15 protein-coding genes are annotated in these 15344 nt (G+C 62.4%); 9 read left to right on the top strand and 6 right to left on the bottom strand.

Annotation, left to right across the window (positions count from 1 at the left end; genetic code table 11):
• Positions 1–28 precede the first annotated feature (28 nt).
• The gene (locus C0Z16_RS23535; protein ID WP_102634470.1) at positions 29–1609 is read left to right on the top strand and encodes a SulP family inorganic anion transporter; all 1581 of its coding nucleotides are present in this window, start codon (positions 29–31) and stop codon (positions 1607–1609) included.
• 134 nt (positions 1610–1743) lie between these two features.
• Here C0Z16_RS23535 and C0Z16_RS23530 read toward each other — a convergent pair whose 3' ends face one another.
• The 6 genes from C0Z16_RS23530 to C0Z16_RS23505 form a co-directional block, all read right to left on the bottom strand.
• Entirely contained in the window at positions 1744–3291 is a 1548-nt protein-coding gene (locus C0Z16_RS23530) for a 2-isopropylmalate synthase (protein ID WP_102634469.1), read from the bottom strand.
• A gap of 438 nt (positions 3292–3729) precedes the next feature.
• On the bottom strand, positions 3730–4599 hold the full coding sequence (gene pssA / locus C0Z16_RS23525) for a CDP-diacylglycerol--serine O-phosphatidyltransferase (protein WP_102634468.1): 870 nt from the start codon (positions 4597–4599) through the stop codon (positions 3730–3732).
• 24 nt (positions 4600–4623) lie between these two features.
• Positions 4624–5262, bottom strand: coding sequence for a phosphatidylserine decarboxylase (locus tag C0Z16_RS23520; protein WP_013088924.1), 639 nt, complete (start codon positions 5260–5262; stop codon positions 4624–4626).
• A gap of 134 nt (positions 5263–5396) precedes the next feature.
• Complete coding sequence (gene ilvC, locus C0Z16_RS23515) at positions 5397–6413, bottom strand: ketol-acid reductoisomerase (protein ID WP_006048219.1); 1017 nt, start codon at positions 6411–6413, stop codon at positions 5397–5399.
• Positions 6414–6535: 122 nt separating this feature from the next.
• Positions 6536–7027: an acetolactate synthase small subunit gene (gene ilvN / locus C0Z16_RS23510; RefSeq protein WP_025602412.1), complete on the bottom strand. Its 492-nt coding sequence runs from the start codon at positions 7025–7027 to the stop codon at positions 6536–6538.
• A gap of 112 nt (positions 7028–7139) precedes the next feature.
• Complete coding sequence (locus C0Z16_RS23505) at positions 7140–8903, bottom strand: acetolactate synthase 3 catalytic subunit (RefSeq protein WP_102634467.1); 1764 nt, start codon at positions 8901–8903, stop codon at positions 7140–7142.
• A gap of 352 nt (positions 8904–9255) precedes the next feature.
• Here C0Z16_RS23505 and C0Z16_RS23500 point away from each other — a divergent pair, with 352 nt between their 5' ends.
• From C0Z16_RS23500 to C0Z16_RS23465, 8 genes are all read left to right on the top strand, one after another.
• Positions 9256–9819 (top strand): RNA polymerase sigma factor, encoded by a 564-nt coding sequence (locus C0Z16_RS23500; protein ID WP_006048222.1) that lies wholly within the window; start codon positions 9256–9258, stop codon positions 9817–9819.
• The gene (locus C0Z16_RS23495) at positions 9816–10244 is read left to right on the top strand and encodes a DUF3619 family protein (protein ID WP_102634466.1); all 429 of its coding nucleotides are present in this window, start codon (positions 9816–9818) and stop codon (positions 10242–10244) included. The genes C0Z16_RS23500 and C0Z16_RS23495 overlap by 4 nt, the downstream gene beginning before the upstream one ends.
• 16 nt (positions 10245–10260) lie before the next feature.
• Positions 10261–11019 (top strand): DUF3106 domain-containing protein, encoded by a 759-nt coding sequence (locus C0Z16_RS23490; protein WP_102634465.1) that lies wholly within the window; start codon positions 10261–10263, stop codon positions 11017–11019.
• 28 nt (positions 11020–11047) lie between these two features.
• Positions 11048–11578 (top strand): RDD family protein, encoded by a 531-nt coding sequence (locus C0Z16_RS23485; RefSeq protein ID WP_102634520.1) that lies wholly within the window; start codon positions 11048–11050, stop codon positions 11576–11578.
• Positions 11579–11708: 130 nt separating this feature from the next.
• Positions 11709–12650, top strand: a complete 942-nt coding sequence (locus C0Z16_RS23480; protein ID WP_102634464.1) for a UDP-2,3-diacylglucosamine diphosphatase — start codon at positions 11709–11711, stop codon at positions 12648–12650.
• Between the two features lie 53 nt (positions 12651–12703).
• Positions 12704–13735: a glycosyltransferase family 4 protein gene (locus C0Z16_RS23475; RefSeq protein WP_102634463.1), complete on the top strand. Its 1032-nt coding sequence runs from the start codon at positions 12704–12706 to the stop codon at positions 13733–13735.
• A gap of 20 nt (positions 13736–13755) precedes the next feature.
• Positions 13756–14403 (top strand): diacylglycerol kinase, encoded by a 648-nt coding sequence (locus C0Z16_RS23470; RefSeq protein ID WP_102634519.1) that lies wholly within the window; start codon positions 13756–13758, stop codon positions 14401–14403.
• A 224-nt stretch (positions 14404–14627) separates the two neighbouring features.
• On the top strand, positions 14628–15341 hold the full coding sequence (locus C0Z16_RS23465) for a TetR/AcrR family transcriptional regulator (protein WP_102634462.1): 714 nt from the start codon (positions 14628–14630) through the stop codon (positions 15339–15341).
• The last annotated feature ends 3 nt before the right edge of the window (positions 15342–15344 follow it).

Genomic DNA, 15344 nt, shown 5'->3' with positions numbered 1-15344 from the left:
AGGCATCACCCATTACTGCACCGACACTATGAACCTTCGAGCTTTTTTCTCTACGTTTCAGCGCGACGTGCTTGCGGGCACGGTCGTTTTTCTGGTGGCTCTGCCGCTCTGTCTAGGCATTGCAAATGCATCGGGCGTCGAGCCGTTTGCCGGGCTTGTCTCGGGCATCGTCGGCGGGCTGGTCGTCGCCGTGCTGAGCGGCTCGCGCCTGAGCGTCAGCGGCCCGGCGGCAGGTCTCGTCGTGATTGTCGTCGACGGCATCGCGCAGCTTGGCAGCTTCTCCGCATTCCTCGCGGCCGTGCTGCTGTCCGGCATGATCCAGTTCGGCTTCGGGATGCTCAAGGCGGGCCGCTTCGCTGCATATGTACCGTCGCCGGTCATCAAGGGCATGCTCGCCGCTATCGGCATCCTGCTGATCGTCAAGCAATTCCCGCTCGCGCTCGGCCTGTTCGGCGGACAAGCGGCAGCGAATGCGCCCACCGCCGCGCAGGCGGCTGGCACGATCCTGGCGCCGTTCGGTTCGGTCTCGCTGGTGGCGTGCGCGATCACGCTGCTGTCGCTGGCCATCCTCATTGGCTGGGAAACGCGTGCAATGCGCCGCTTTGCGCTCGTACGCATGGTTCCCGCACCGCTCGCCGTGGTGCTGCTCGGCATTGGCGCGACGTTGCTGCTGCACATGCTTGCGCCGTCGATCGCGCCAGCCGCCGAACATCGCGTCGCGTTGCCGCCGCTCGAATCGTTCGCCGCGTTGGGCGTCGCGCTCGAGTGGGCCGACTTCGGGCCGCATTTTGCGCAACTGGTTAATCCCGACGTATGGCGCGTGGCCATTACGCTCGCGATTGTCGCAAGTCTCGAAACCTTGCTGAGCCTCGAAGCGGTCGAGCAGATCGACCCGGAACGACGCCCCGCGCCGCCGGATCGCGAACTGAAAGCGCAAGGCGTGGGCAATCTGATTGCCGGCGCGATTGGCGGCTTGCCGATTACGTCCGTGATCGTGCGCAGTTCCGCGAACGTGCATGCCGGCGCGCAGAGCCGTCTGTCGGCGATCATTCACGGCGTGCTGCTGCTCGTCAGCGTGTTTGCGCTGACGAGCGTCATCAATCTCATTCCGCTTTCCTGTCTCGCGGCGATCCTGATTTTCACGGGGCTGAAGCTCGCCAAGCCGTCACTGTTCGTCGCGATAGCGAAGCAAGGCTTCGCGCCGTTCGCACCGTTTATTGTCACGCTGGTTGGCGTGCTCGCGACCGATCTGCTGATCGGCATCGTGCTCGGCATTCTGTGCAGCGTGCTGCTCGCGCTGTATGCGAATCTGCGCCGCCCGATCGTGCTCGCGCAACACGGCGATCATTACCTGCTGTCGTTTCGCAAGGACGTGTCGTTTCTGGGCAAGGTGCCGCTCAAGCACTATTTGCAGCAGATTCCCGACGGCGCGACCTTGATCGTCGATGCAACGCGCGCCGATTTCGTCGACCACGATGTGCGCGAACTGCTCGACACATTCGTCGCCGATGCGCCGGGCCGCGGCATCGCCGTAGAAGTGCGGCACCAGGTCCGGGCGCAGGCGCGCGCGGCTCGCGGCTGGTCGATGCGACGCGCGGCAACGGAGTAACGTGGCGAGATTGCGGCGTGCGAGCGAAACGCGCACGCCGCACAAAAAAATGCCCCGCGCCATTCAAGGCGCGGGGCTTAGATTTGCTACAAGCGGGAATGCATCAAGCCGCTTTCAATAAGCGCCTTTGCAAGTCACTCAGAGCGCTGTGGATTCAGCTTATCGGCGTTCGAATACAGCTTGTTGAGCGCTGAGATATACGCCTTCGCGGAAGCCGCGACGATATCCGGATCGGTACCCACGCCATTGACGATGCGCCCACTCTTCGACAGGCGCACGGTCACTTCGCCCTGCGCCTGCGTGCCGGTGGTGATCGCGTTCACCGAGTACAGCAGCAACTCAGAACCGCTGCCCACTTCCGTTTCGATTGCATTGAGCGTGGCATCCACCGGACCGTTGCCGCGCGCTTCGCCGGTAATTTCCTTGCCGTCCACCGCGAACACGATCTTCGCGTGCGGCTGCTCGCCGGTCTCCGAATGCTGCGACAGCGACACGAACTTGTAGTGTTCTTTCTGCTGCGCCTCAGCCGATTCTTCGGTGACGATCGCGATGATGTCCTCGTCGAAAATCTCCGACTTGCGGTCAGCCAGTTCCTTGAAGCGGGCGAACGCCGTATTCAACTCGGCTTCGCTGTCGAGCGCGATGCCCAACTCCTGCAAGCGCTGCTTGAACGCATTGCGGCCCGACAATTTGCCGAGCACGATCTTGTTCGCGCTCCAGCCCACGTCTTCGGCGCGCATGATTTCGTAGGTGTCGCGCGCCTTCAGCACGCCGTCCTGGTGGATGCCTGACGCGTGCGCGAATGCGTTCGCGCCGACCACCGCTTTATTCGGCTGCACGACGAAACCGGTAATTTGCGACACCAGCTTTGAAGCCGGCACGATCTGCGTCGTATCGAGGCCGAGTTCGAGCGCGAAATAATCCTTGCGGGTCTTCACGGCCATCACGATTTCTTCGAGCGACGTATTGCCCGCGCGCTCGCCCAGACCGTTGATCGTGCACTCGACCTGACGCGCGCCGCCGATCTGCACGCCGGCCAGCGAATTCGCCACTGCCATGCCGAGGTCATTATGGCAATGCACCGAGAACACCGCCTTGTGCGAGTTGGGAATACGCTCGCGCAGCGTCTTCACGAGATTGCCGTACAACTCAGGAACGCCGTAACCGACCGTGTCTGCGATGTTGATGGTGGTCGCGCCTTCCGCGATCACCGCTTCCAGCACGCGGCACAGGAAGTCCATGTCCGAGCGGCTGCCGTCTTCCGGCGAGAACTCGACGTCGTCCGTAAATTTGCGGGCGAAACGCACCGCCAGCTTCGCCTGCTCGAACACCTGGTCCGGCGTCATGCGCAGTTTCTTTTCCATGTGCAACGGCGACGTCGCGATAAACGTGTGAATGCGGAAACGCTCGGCGGGCTTGAGCGCGTCGGCCGCACGTTGAATATCCTTGTCGTTCGCGCGGGCGAGCGAACAGATCGTGCTGTCTTTAATCAGACCTGCGATTGTCTGAATAGAGTCGAAGTCACCGTTCGAACTCGCCGCGAAGCCTGCTTCGATCACGTCGACCTTCATCCGCTCGAGTTGCTTCGCGATACGGATTTTTTCTTCCTTCGTCATCGACGCGCCGGGCGATTGTTCGCCGTCACGCAGCGTGGTGTCGAATATGATCAGTTTGTCGGACATGTCGAGTCTCCTGCGGAGTCGTTCAATTGTGGGAATCGGATATTGGAATGTGGATGCCGCCGCCGTTAGCGCCGCGAACGACGCTCGACCATGGATGAGGCGGAAACGCGCAACCGGTTAGCGCGACGGTCAACGCGGTCAATGCGCCGGCTTTAAGGTGCGCGGTGCGGCTCGATTGCGGCTCTCGATTGTGCTCATCCCGTAGCCCGGTTCGCCGCCTCTATTGCGCCTGAAAAGCCAACGTGGACGCAGTCATCCAACGACTATAGCGGCATTCCCCCCTGCGTGCAATTAGCGCCAGACCTGCGTGTAGCGCGCCTTGCCGCGAGGTTTTGGCGAGCATCGGGAAACGAAAAACGGCGACCCAAGGGCCACCGTTTCTCATGCTGCATAAGCTCTCAAACTGCGAGCCGCGCAGCGGGGACAACAATCTGCGAGCTACCTGTCGTGCGCCACCGAGCGAGCCGGATTCGCCCTGCCGCGCATCGCCTGATAGCCCCAGAACACGTAGCCGGACAGACCGTACAGCACGAACAGGCCGAACAGCATCAGCGGCGGGTCGGACGACACCAGCACGAACGCCACCACCACCAGCAGAATGACACCGAACGGCACGCGATGCCGCACGTCGAGCGCCTTACCGCTATAGAACGGCGCGTTCGACACCATCGTGACGCCCGCGTAGATGGTCAGCACGAAAGCGACCCACGGGAGCCAGACCAGCTTGAGCGGCACGCGGTTGTCGGTGGCAAGCCACACGAAGCCGGCGATGAGCGCGGCCGCCGCCGGGCTCGGCATACCCTGGAAGAAGCGCTTGTCGACCACGCCGATGTTCGTGTTGAAGCGAGCAAGGCGCAACGCCGCGCCCGAACAGTAGACGAACGCCGCGAGCCAGCCCCAGCGGCCAAGGTCCTTCAGGATCCACTCATACATGACGAGCGCCGGCGCGACGCCGAACGACACCATGTCGGACAGACTGTCGAACTGCTCGCCGAATGCGCTTTGCGTATGCGTCATACGGGCGACGCGGCCATCCATGCCGTCGAGCACCATGGCCACGAAGATCGCGATGGCCGCGACTTCGAAGCGCACGTTCATTGCCTGAACGACAGCAAAGAAGCCGCAGAAGAGCGCCGCCGTGGTGAACGCGTTCGGCAGCAGATAAATGCCGCGCTTTCTCAGGAATTGCTGACGCTGCGCGCGCCGGCTCTCGACGACCGGCGAGTCCGCCGCGATCGGCTTGTTGCGGCGAAACGGCCGCGGCAGCGGTCCACTGGTGCGCGGTCGGCGCGGTTTGAATGCGGCCATTCGGACAACCTCCTTGGTGCCGCTTTACAGTTCAGCGAGGATCGTGGACGACGCCGACACCTTCTCGCCGATCGACACACGCGGACGGCTGCCCACCGGCAGATAGACGTCGACGCGCGAGCCGAAGCGGATAAAGCCATAGCGCTGACCACGCGTAAGCGGCTCACCTGCACGCACATAGCAAAGAATGCGCCGCGCGATCAAACCCGCAATCTGCACGGACGTCACCGTCTGGCCACCGGCCATTTCGATCACGATCGCGTTGCGCTCGTTTTCTAGCGAAGCCTTGTCCACCGCGGCATTCAGATACGCGCCGGGAAAATATTCGACCTTGGAAATCGCGCCATCGACGGGCGAGCGCTGCGAATGGACATTGAATACGTTCATGAACACGCTGATTTTCAGCGCTTCACGATTGGCATACGGATCATGCGCGGTTTCCACTGCGACGATGCGGCCGTCGGCCGGGCATAGCACGGCATTCGCCTGAGTCGGAATCGGGCGCGCCGGATCGCGGAAGAACTGCACGACGAAGATCAGAATCAGCCAGAAGAGCCACGCAAAGCCGAACCCCGCGAAGGCGTGAACCAGTAATGCAACGACGGCCGCGATGGCGATGAACGGCCAGCCTTCTCGCGCGATGATCGGATGTGGGTAATTCATGGATGGCTTCAGTATTTTTGTAAAACCGTAGGATAGCAAAAGCCGCCCGGGGTTCAGCACCCTCGGGCGGCTTTTTGCATTACCGGCGCATGCGGCGGTGCGCCGCGCCGGTATAAGACGATAAGACGGACTTCTTAGTTCTTCGACTGGTCGACCAGCTTGTTCTTCGCGATCCACGGCATCATAGCGCGCAGCTTCGAGCCAACCTGCTCGATCTGGTGCTCGGCCGTCAGACGGCGGCGCGATTGCAGCGTCGGTGCGCCAGCCTTGTTTTCGATGATGAAGCTCTTCGCGTACTCGCCCGTCTGAATGTCGGTCAACACGGCCTTCATCGCCTTCTTCGTTTCAGCCGTCACGATACGCGGACCCGTCACGTACTCGCCGTATTCGGCGTTGTTCGAGATCGAGTAGTTCATGTTCGCGATGCCGCCTTCATAGATCAGGTCGACGATCAGCTTCAGTTCGTGCAGGCATTCGAAGTACGCCATTTCCGGCGCGTAGCCCGCTTCCACCAGCGTTTCGAAGCCCGCCTTGATCAGGTCGACAGTACCGCCGCACAGCACGGCCTGTTCGCCGAACAGATCGGTTTCCGTTTCTTCACGGAAGTTCGTTTCGATGATGCCGGCACGGCCGCCGCCGTTCGCCGCGGCGTACGACAGAGCGATGTCGCGTGCTGCGCCCGACTTGTCTTGCGCAACTGCGATCAGATGGGGCACGCCGCCACCTTGCGAGTACGTGCCGCGAACCGTGTGGCCCGGCGCCTTCGGCGCGATCATGATCACGTCCAGATCGGCACGCGGAATCACCTGGCCGTAGTGCACGTTGAAGCCGTGCGCGAATGCCAGCGCCGCGCCTTGCTTGGCGTTGGCGTGCACTTCCTTCGCATAGACTTCGGCGATCTGCTCGTCCGGCAGCAGCATCATGACGACGTCCGCGCCCTTCACGGCTTCCGCCACTTCCTTCACTTGCAGGCCGGCATTCTCAGCCTTGCTCCACGATGCGCCGCCCTTGCGCAGACCGACCGTGATGTTCACGCCGCTTTCCTTCAGGTTCAGCGCGTGCGCATGGCCTTGCGAGCCATAGCCGATGATGGTGACCTGCTTGCCCTTGATGAGGGAGAGATCGGCGTCCTTGTCGTAGAAAACTTTCATGTCGGTTCCTTGGCTAAATACGGATGATTCAGTGAGATTCAGATACTGCGAATGTTGTGTTGCAAGGCCGGATAGTGACGACCGTGAGGAGCGCTATCCGGCCGGATCGAAACGCTCGCGCGTTACACCTTCAGAATGCGCTCGCCGCGACCGATGCCCGAGCTGCCCGTACGGACCGTTTCGAGAATCGCGGTGGAATCGAGCCCTTCGATGAAGGCGTCGAGCTTGTCGCTCGCGCCCGTCAGTTCGATCGTGTAGGTCTTCTCGGTGACGTCGATGATGCGGCCGCGGAAAATATCCGACATCCGCTTCATCTCCTCACGTTCCTTGCCGACCGCCCTCACCTTGATCAGCATCAGCTCGCGCTCGATATGGGCGCCCTCGGTAAGGTCGACCACTTTCACCACCTCGATCAGGCGGTTCAGATGCTTCGTGATCTGTTCGATCACGTCGTCCGAGCCAATGGAGACGATGGTCATGCGCGACAGCGAACGGTCTTCGGTCGGAGCCACCGTCAAGGTTTCAATGTTGTAGCCGCGTGCCGAGAAGAGACCGACCACGCGCGATAACGCGCCCGGTTCGTTTTCCAGCAGGACAGAAATAATGTGTCTCATGTTTCGCTTCTTCCAGATGTTTTGTCGATGTATGCGAGCGGTTTCGCGCCGCTTCGCCGGCCGCCGCCTTTTTTGAAGGCGCGCATGACGAAGCCGACGCTAGAAACCGTCGTTATAGATCTTCCGAACCCATGAGCATCTCGGTGATGCCCTTGCCGGCCTGAACCATCGGCCAGACGTTTTCAGTGGGATCGGTCTGGAAGTCGAGAAACACCGTGCGATCTTTCAGGCGCAGCGCTTCCTTCAGCGCCGGCTCGACATCGGCCGTGCGTTCGATACGCATGCCGACGTGGCCGTACGCTTCGGCAAGCTTCACGAAATCCGGCAGCGCGTCCATGTACGAATGCGAGTAGCGCTTGCTGTATTCGATCTGCTGCCACTGGCGCACCATGCCCAGATAGCGGTTGTTCAGCGAGATGATCTTGACCGGCGTCTCGTACTGCTTGCAGGTCGAGAGCTCCTGGATGCACATCTGGATCGAGCCTTCGCCCGTGATGCAGAGCACGTCGTCGTCCGGGTGCGCCATCTTCACGCCCATCGCCGCCGGCAGGCCGAAGCCCATCGTGCCGAGGCCGCCCGAGTTGATCCAGCGGCGCGGCTTGTTGAAGCGATAGAACTGCGCAGCCCACATCTGGTGCTGGCCGACGTCGGAACAGACGAACGCATTGCCGTCCGTCAACTCCCACGCCTTCTCCACCACGTACTGCGGCTTGATGATGTCGCTCTTGCGGTCGAATTTCAGGCAGTCTTTCGCGCGCCAGCCTTCGATGTCCTTCCACCAGTCGGCGAGCGCCGCGGTGTCCGGGCCATGCTCGGCCGTCTGCAACTGCTCGATCAACTCCTTCAGCACTTCCTTGACGTCGCCGACGATCGGAATGTCGACCTTCACGCGCTTGGAGATAGAAGAAGGATCGATGTCGATATGAATGATCTTGCGCGGACGCGACGCAAAGTGCGCCGGGTCGCCGATCACGCGGTCGTCGAAGCGCGCGCCGATGGCGATCAGCACGTCGCAGTGCTGCATCGCCATGTTGGCTTCGTACGTGCCGTGCATGCCGAGCATGCCGAGGAATTTCTTGTCGCTCGCGCGGTAGCCGCCCAGCCCCATTAGCGTGTTGGTGATGGGATAACCGAGCAGATCGGCGAACTGGTTCAATTCACGCGATGCGTCCGCGAGAATGATGCCGCCGCCGGTGTAGATGTACGGGCGCTTCGCCGAGAGCAGCAGCGAAACCGCCTTGCGGATCTGGCCGGAGTGGCCCTTCGTAACCGGGTTGTACGAGCGCAGCGAAACATTCTTGAGCGGCTCATACTGGCAAGGCGCTTTCGACACGTCTTTCGGAATGTCGATCAGCACCGGTCCGGGGCGGCCGGTACGGGCAATGTAAAACGCTTTTTTGACGGTGGCGGCGAGGTCGCGCACGTCCTTCACGAGGAAGTTGTGCTTCACGCAAGGACGCGTGATACCGACCGTATCGCACTCCTGGAACGCATCCTGGCCAATCGCGGCAGTCGGCACCTGGCCGCTGATCACGACCATCGGAATTGAATCCATATAGGCGGTGGCGATGCCGGTCACCGCATTGGTGACGCCGGGGCCGGAGGTCACGAGGCACACACCGACCTTGCCGGTGGAACGCGAATAGGCGTCGGCGGCGTGAACCGCGGCCTGCTCGTGGCGCACGAGAATGTGCTGGAACTTGTCCTGCTTGTACAGCTCGTCGTAGATGTAGAGTACCGAGCCGCCGGGATAGCCCCAAACAAATTCGACGTCTTCGTCGGCCAGTGCCTTCATGAGCACGGTGGCGCCGATAGAGTCAGCTTCGTGTTGTGGAGTCGTATCCGACGTGGAGAATTCCGCGCTGGGCATATTCATTCAATTCACCTTTCGAATTTTCGGCAAAAAATTGATCGGGTGCTCTCTGCCGGGCTTGTGGCTCGGGTTCAAGCGGCGCGTCCAGTTGACAGGTGAGCTTCTTGGGCCACACCTCAATGAGACAAGTCACTTATGTTGCGAACCAGCGACGATAGCGGCAGACGCCCCCGCGGTCAAGCAAATATTGCCCGAACGCCCGACCGTGACGCCCCTTCTGACCGGCGCGCCGGTTACGACGATGCAACGCGGCTCACGTTTTGCCCCCGCTTGCGCAAAAGTTTGTTAGCATCCGCGAGTTTTACGACATTTTTCGACCGATTACGCGCACGCTCGCTGCGCCGACCCCCAACGGATGGCATCAGACAAGGAACTCGCCGATTTTTTGGCGGGCGTCGAAAGGCGCGCATTCAAGCAAACGGTCTACGCCGTGCGGGACGACGACGCCTCGCTCGATATCGTGCAGGACGCGATGATCAAGCTCGCCGAAAAATACGGCGACCGTCCGGCGGCCGAGCTTCCGCTACTGTTTCAGCGTATTCTGCAAAATGCGATGCACGACTATTTCCGTCGTGCCAAAGTGCGCAATACGTGGGTGAGTCTGTTCTCATCGTTCGGCAATGCCGACGACGACGAATTCGACCCGCTGGAAACGTTCGAAGCCCAGCAGGGCTCGGCGGGCGCCGAGAGCAACGAGCAGAAGCTCGAACGCGAACAGGTCTTGCAGATGATCGACGACGAGATCCAAAAGTTACCGGCACGTCAACGGGAGGCGTTTCTCATGCGTTATTGGGAAGATATGGATGTCGCCGAGACTGCCGCCGCGATGGGCTGCTCCGAAGGCAGTGTGAAGACGCACTGTTCGCGGGCCACCCACACGCTGGCGCAAGCGCTCAAGGCCAAAGGAATCACGCTATGAGCTCCCTCGAAACAAAAGAATTCGAGTTCGCGCGCCAGGTGCGCCGCGCGCTCGACGAAAACGCCGCCAGCATTCCGCCCGCCACCGTCGATCGACTCGCCGCGGCGCGCCGTGCCGCGCTCGCCCGCAAGAAGCCCGAACCCGTGAACGCGCCGGTGTTTGCGCCCGCTCTGGCCGGCGCCGGCATGCCGGCCGGCCTGCCGGATGGACAACTGCCGCAACGCCGCCGCTCGCCGCTGCGCCGCTTCGCGCTCGCGTGGCCGCTCGCCGCGCTAGTCGTGAGCCTCGTCGGCATTGCCTACTGGGAAGACCAGCAGCGCACGGCCGAGCTCGCCGATATCGATGCCGCCATGTTAAGCGACGACCTGCCGCTCAATGCCTATCTCGACCACGGCTTCAACGCGTACCTTTCACGCGCCCACTGAGCGGGAGACTTTTCGGGTGAGTTACAAGCGCGGCCTGGCCGTTGTTTTCGGATGTGCGATTGCGGCCCTGGTGTCGTTTGCCGCGACCTACCCGCGCTTTTACCCGAACCCGTCGCCCGCCGGCACGCCCGCCGCGGGCAGCACCGTCGCACCTTCGACGCCCGCGCCGACGCTCGCCGTCGAATTACCCAGCCTGCCCGGCAGCAAAAGCCCGCTTGCATGGACGCGCCTGAGCGCTGCCGAGCACGTCGCGCTTGCGCCATTCGAAGCGCAGTGGGACTCGTTCAGCGAAGAGCGCAAACGCAAATGGCTGAAGATCGCGTCGCGTTACTCGAAATTGTCGCCTGAAGCGCAAAAACGCCTACACGACCGCATGACCGAATGGGTGCGCATGACGCCCGATCAGCGGCGCGTCGCGCGCGAGAACTACCAGGTCTCCAAGCAATTGCCGCGCGAAACCCGCCAGAACGCGTGGAAGGCGTATCAGGAATTGCCCGAGGAACTGAAGGAGCGGCTCGCCGCTAGCGAGCGCAAGCGCCGCCCGAGCGTGGTCAGCGCGCCGCCGTCGGGCCGCAGGGAAATCAAGGGCCTTGACCGGCTGGTCAATGCGCGCGAGCGCGGCGCGAGCGGCACCTCCTCGGCCAGCGCAGCGGTCGCGGCGTCGTTGCCGAGCCCGGCCTCGTTGCCGGGCATTCCGGCTACCGGAAGCTTCGTGCCCGCTACGCCGGTGCCCGTTTCACCGGCCGAGGCGCCGTCGATTTTCAACGGTTCCTGACCCGCGCTCCGCCGTGTCCCAATCGCGCGTGACCTCCCGCTCCAAAGCCAATTCGACCTCGGCCGCGCCGGCCGCTTCGCCGGGCGACCCGCCCACGGTGCGACGCCGGCTCGCCGCCCTGCTCTACGAAGCGCTGCTGCTGTTCGGCGTCGTGTTCGTCGCCGGTTATCTGTTCAGCACGCTCACGCAGCAGCGCAACGGACTCACGCACCACAACCTGCTTGCGACGTGGATCGGCTTGGTGGTCGGGCTGTATTTCGTGTGGTTCTGGACTCACAGCGGCCAGACCCTGCCGATGAAAACCTGGCGCCTGCGCGTAGTCACGGCCAACGGCGCGCCGCTCTCGGCCGGCCGCGCGACCGCACGCTACGTGCTCGCGTGGCTGTGGTTCCTGCCGCCGCTGGCGCTGCATCCGCTCCTCGGGCTGCGCGTGCCGCAGACGCTTGTGATCGCCGCGATCTGGTTCGTGCTGTGGGCGGCGACTGGCCGTTTCGGCGCTAGCCGCCAGTTTCTGCATGACCGGCTCGCCGGTACCCGCGTGATCGCCGTCGCGCGCTGAGCATCGCGCGCGCCGCATTCCCCACATCGCCCTTCCCGCCCCGCCGCAGTAATAAGAACTTCTCGTGACTGTCACGGCACAGTCACGCGCCGTAGGCCCAATACGCACACTGCAACTCGACGCGTGAGCCATGGACTCCAAAACGTCCGCGACCTCCCTGTTCCGCCAGACCGGCCCGAGCGTCGACACCGTCGCGTTCCGCCCGGAACCCAGCCATAGCCACGGCTTGCCGTTGCCCGCCGCGCCGCTGCCGCTCGACACCCACGCGGCCCAGCACGACGACGAGCACGCGGAGCCGCATCGCTACCGCACGATCTGGCTGTCGGACATCCATCTCGGTTCGAGTGGCTGCCAGGCGCCGTATCTGCTGGACTTTCTGCGTCACAACGAGTCGGAGTATCTGTATCTCGTCGGCGACATCATCGACGGCTGGCAGTTGAAAAAAGGCTGGTACTGGCCACAGGCGCACAACGACGTCGTGCAGAAGGTGCTGCGCAAGGCGCGCAAAGGCACGCAAGTGGTCTACGTGCCCGGCAATCACGACGAAGCCGCGCGCCAGTTCTGTGACCTCGCGTTCGGCGACATCCACGTGCGCGGCGAGGCGTTTCACACCACGCTCGCCGGCAAGCGCCTGTGGATCGTGCACGGCGATCTGTTCGACGGCGTAATCCAGCACGCGAAATGGCTCGCCTATCTGGGCGACACGCTCTACACGATGATCCTGATCCTGAACCGCTGGTTCAACCGGATCCGCAGCCGGCTCGGCTTTCCGTACTGGTCGCTGTCGCAATACCTGAAGCATCAGGTGAAGAACGCGGTGAACTTCATCTCGTCGTTCGAACGCGTGATGACCGACGAAGCGCGCCGCCGCGGCTGCGACGGCGTCGTCTGCGGACACATCCATAAAGCCGAAATACGCGACATCGACGGCGTGCTCTATTGCAATGACGGTGATTGGGTCGAAAGCCTGTCGGCGCTCGTCGAAACGTATGAAGGCGAACTCAAGGTGATCTACTGGACCGTGATGCGCGCGCCGGAAGCGGACGTGCAAAAGGCCCGGGCGACCGCGTAGTCCTCCTCAACTTTTCTGGGCCCGAATCGATGAACAAATCGAGGAATCAATCGATGAAGATCATGATCGTCACCGACGCATGGGAACCGCAGGTCAACGGCGTCGTGCGCACGCTGAAGAACACCACGCGCGAGCTGACCGAACTGGGCCACCGCGTCGATCTGCTGACGCCGCTCGAATTCAAAACGATCCCCTGCCCGACGTACCCCGAGATCCGCCTGTCGCTGCTGCCGCGCCGTAAGCTCCGCCAGCGTATCGACGAATTCGCGCCCGACGCACTGCACATCGCGACAGAAGGTCCGCTCGGCATGGCTGCGCGCGCCTACGCGATCCAGCACAAGCTGCCGTTCACGACCGCTTATCACACGCGCTTTCCGGAATACGTGCAGGCGCGCTTCGGCATTCCGCTCGCCGCGACGTACAAGTTCCTGCACTGGTTCCATAAGCCGTCGCTCGCGGTGATGGCGCCCACGCCGGTCGTCAAGACCGACCTCGAAAAATTCGGCTTTACGAATGTGGTGCTGTGGACCCGAGGCGTGGACCTGGAGATTTTTCACCCGATGGATTCGAAGGTGCTCAACACCGCGCGGCCCATTTTTCTGTACGTGGGGCGCGTGGCCGTCGAGAAAAACGTCGAGGCGTTTCTGAAGCTGGATTTGCCGGGCTCGAAGTGGGTTGCCGGCGAAGGCCCCGCGCTGGCCGAACTGAAGTCGCGCTATCCGCAAGCGAATTATCTCGGCGTGCTCACCCAGGCCGAACTCGCGAAGGTCTATGCGGCGGCGGACGTCTTTGTGTTCCCGAGCCGCACCGACACGTTCGGGCTCGTGCTGCTCGAAGCGCTCGCCTGCGGCACGCCCGTCGCGGCCTATCCGGTCACGGGTCCGATCGACGTGCTCGGCGACGGCGGCGCCGGCGCAATGAACGAAGATCTGCGCGAAGCGTGTCTCGAAGCGCTGAAGATCGACCGCGCACATGCGCGCGCGTGGGCCGAGCGCTTCTCGTGGGCGGCGGCCTCGGAGCAATTCGCCGCGCACCTCAAGCCGTTGCCGCGCACCTCGTATCGCGAGGAAAGCGCAGCCGCATGAAGCGGCGCGCCGGGTTGCCCATGCGAACCAGATCCTCCCACGCCAGCCGCTCGTCGAATGGTGCTCTACGTGCCGTCAGCGCCGGTAGCGGCCATCGCGATGAGCGGGAAACAGCAAGCGTCGAGCCGTTCGACGATGTCAGCGAATCCGGCGTGCCGCATCATGCCGGCGCGCATGGTCTGAACGGACAGGGTGGCCCGAGCGGCGCGCACGTCGCGAGCGAAACGCAACACGAACCGCTCAGCCCCGACGATCCGTTCGCGCCCCTGCCCTTCAATCCGTACAAGGGCAATCGCGGCCTCACCCGTGCGTGGCACGCGATGAAAAACTCGTTCGCGGGCTTTCGCGTCGCCATTCGCGAGGAGAGCGCGTTTCGCCAGGAACTGACGCTCGCCGCGATTCTGCTGCCGTGCGGCGTACTGGTTCCCGTCGATCCCGTGTCGCGCGTGTTGCTGCTTGGCTCGGTGCTGCTCGTGTTGATCGTCGAGTTGCTGAATTCGAGCGTGGAAGCGGCCATCGATCGCATCTCGCTCGAACGACATGAACTGTCGCGCCGCGCGAAAGATCTAGGCAGCGCCGCGGTGATGGTTGCACTCGGCATGTGCGTGATGACGTGGGCGTTGATCGTCGGGCCGCTCCTCGTCCATTGGGTGAAAGCGTGGCTTTGAAGACGCAGCAACAAAGCTGCGCAACGCAAACGCAAACGCTTGAAAGCGCCGCTTCCGAAATGCCCTACGTCGTCCAAACGAATGAAAACCCTGAGTATCCGCTTGATATTAGAACGCTCGGTTTATAATCGTCCGGCAGTCCCAAAACAGCAACCGCGTCCGGGTGGACGTGCAGCAGCGGCACGCCGCCGCGCGCCAACCCGGCGTAACCAGGGCCGGACGACATGGAAGCCAAACCTCCCCGCCGCACGCGCGAACGGATACTTGAACTGTCGTTGAAACTGTTCAACGAAATCGGCGAGCCAAACGTCACGACGACGACCATCGCCGAGGAAATGGAAATCAGTCCAGGCAACCTGTACTACCACTTCCGCAATAAAGACGACATCATCAACAGCATCTTCAGCCAGTTCGAGCAGGAGATCGAAAAGCGTCTGCGTTTCCCCGACGACCACCGCGCGACCATCGACGAAATGTGGTCTTATCTGCAGTACATGGTGGATTTCACATGGCGCTACCGCTTCCTGTATCGCGATCTGAACGACCTGCTCGCGCGCAATCGCACGCTCGAAACACACTTCAAGCAGATCATCAGCCACAAGGTGCGCTTTGCGAGCCAGTTCTGCGATCAGCTCGTCGCGGACGGCGAAATGGTTGCCACGGCGGATGAACTGCACGTCATCGCGACCAACATCGGCGTGATCGCAACGTATTGGCTGTCGTATCAGTTCGTGATGAATCCGCGCAAATACAACGAGCAGGAAACGATTCGCGCGGAACTGCATCAGGTGAGCGTGCAGATCGTGTCGTTGATGGCGCCTTATCTGCGCGGCCGCTCGCGGCAAATCTTCGACGACCTCGTGTCGGGCAAACTGCCCAAGCGCGAGTTCTACGACTATCTGCCGCCCAAGGAAGGCGCTGCGCCTCGCAACGAATAAGGA

It is taken from the genome of Paraburkholderia rhynchosiae, assembly GCF_002879865.1.
Taxonomy (GTDB): domain Bacteria; phylum Pseudomonadota; class Gammaproteobacteria; order Burkholderiales; family Burkholderiaceae; genus Paraburkholderia; species Paraburkholderia rhynchosiae.
This window is presented reverse-complemented; position numbering and strand designations above follow the sequence as displayed.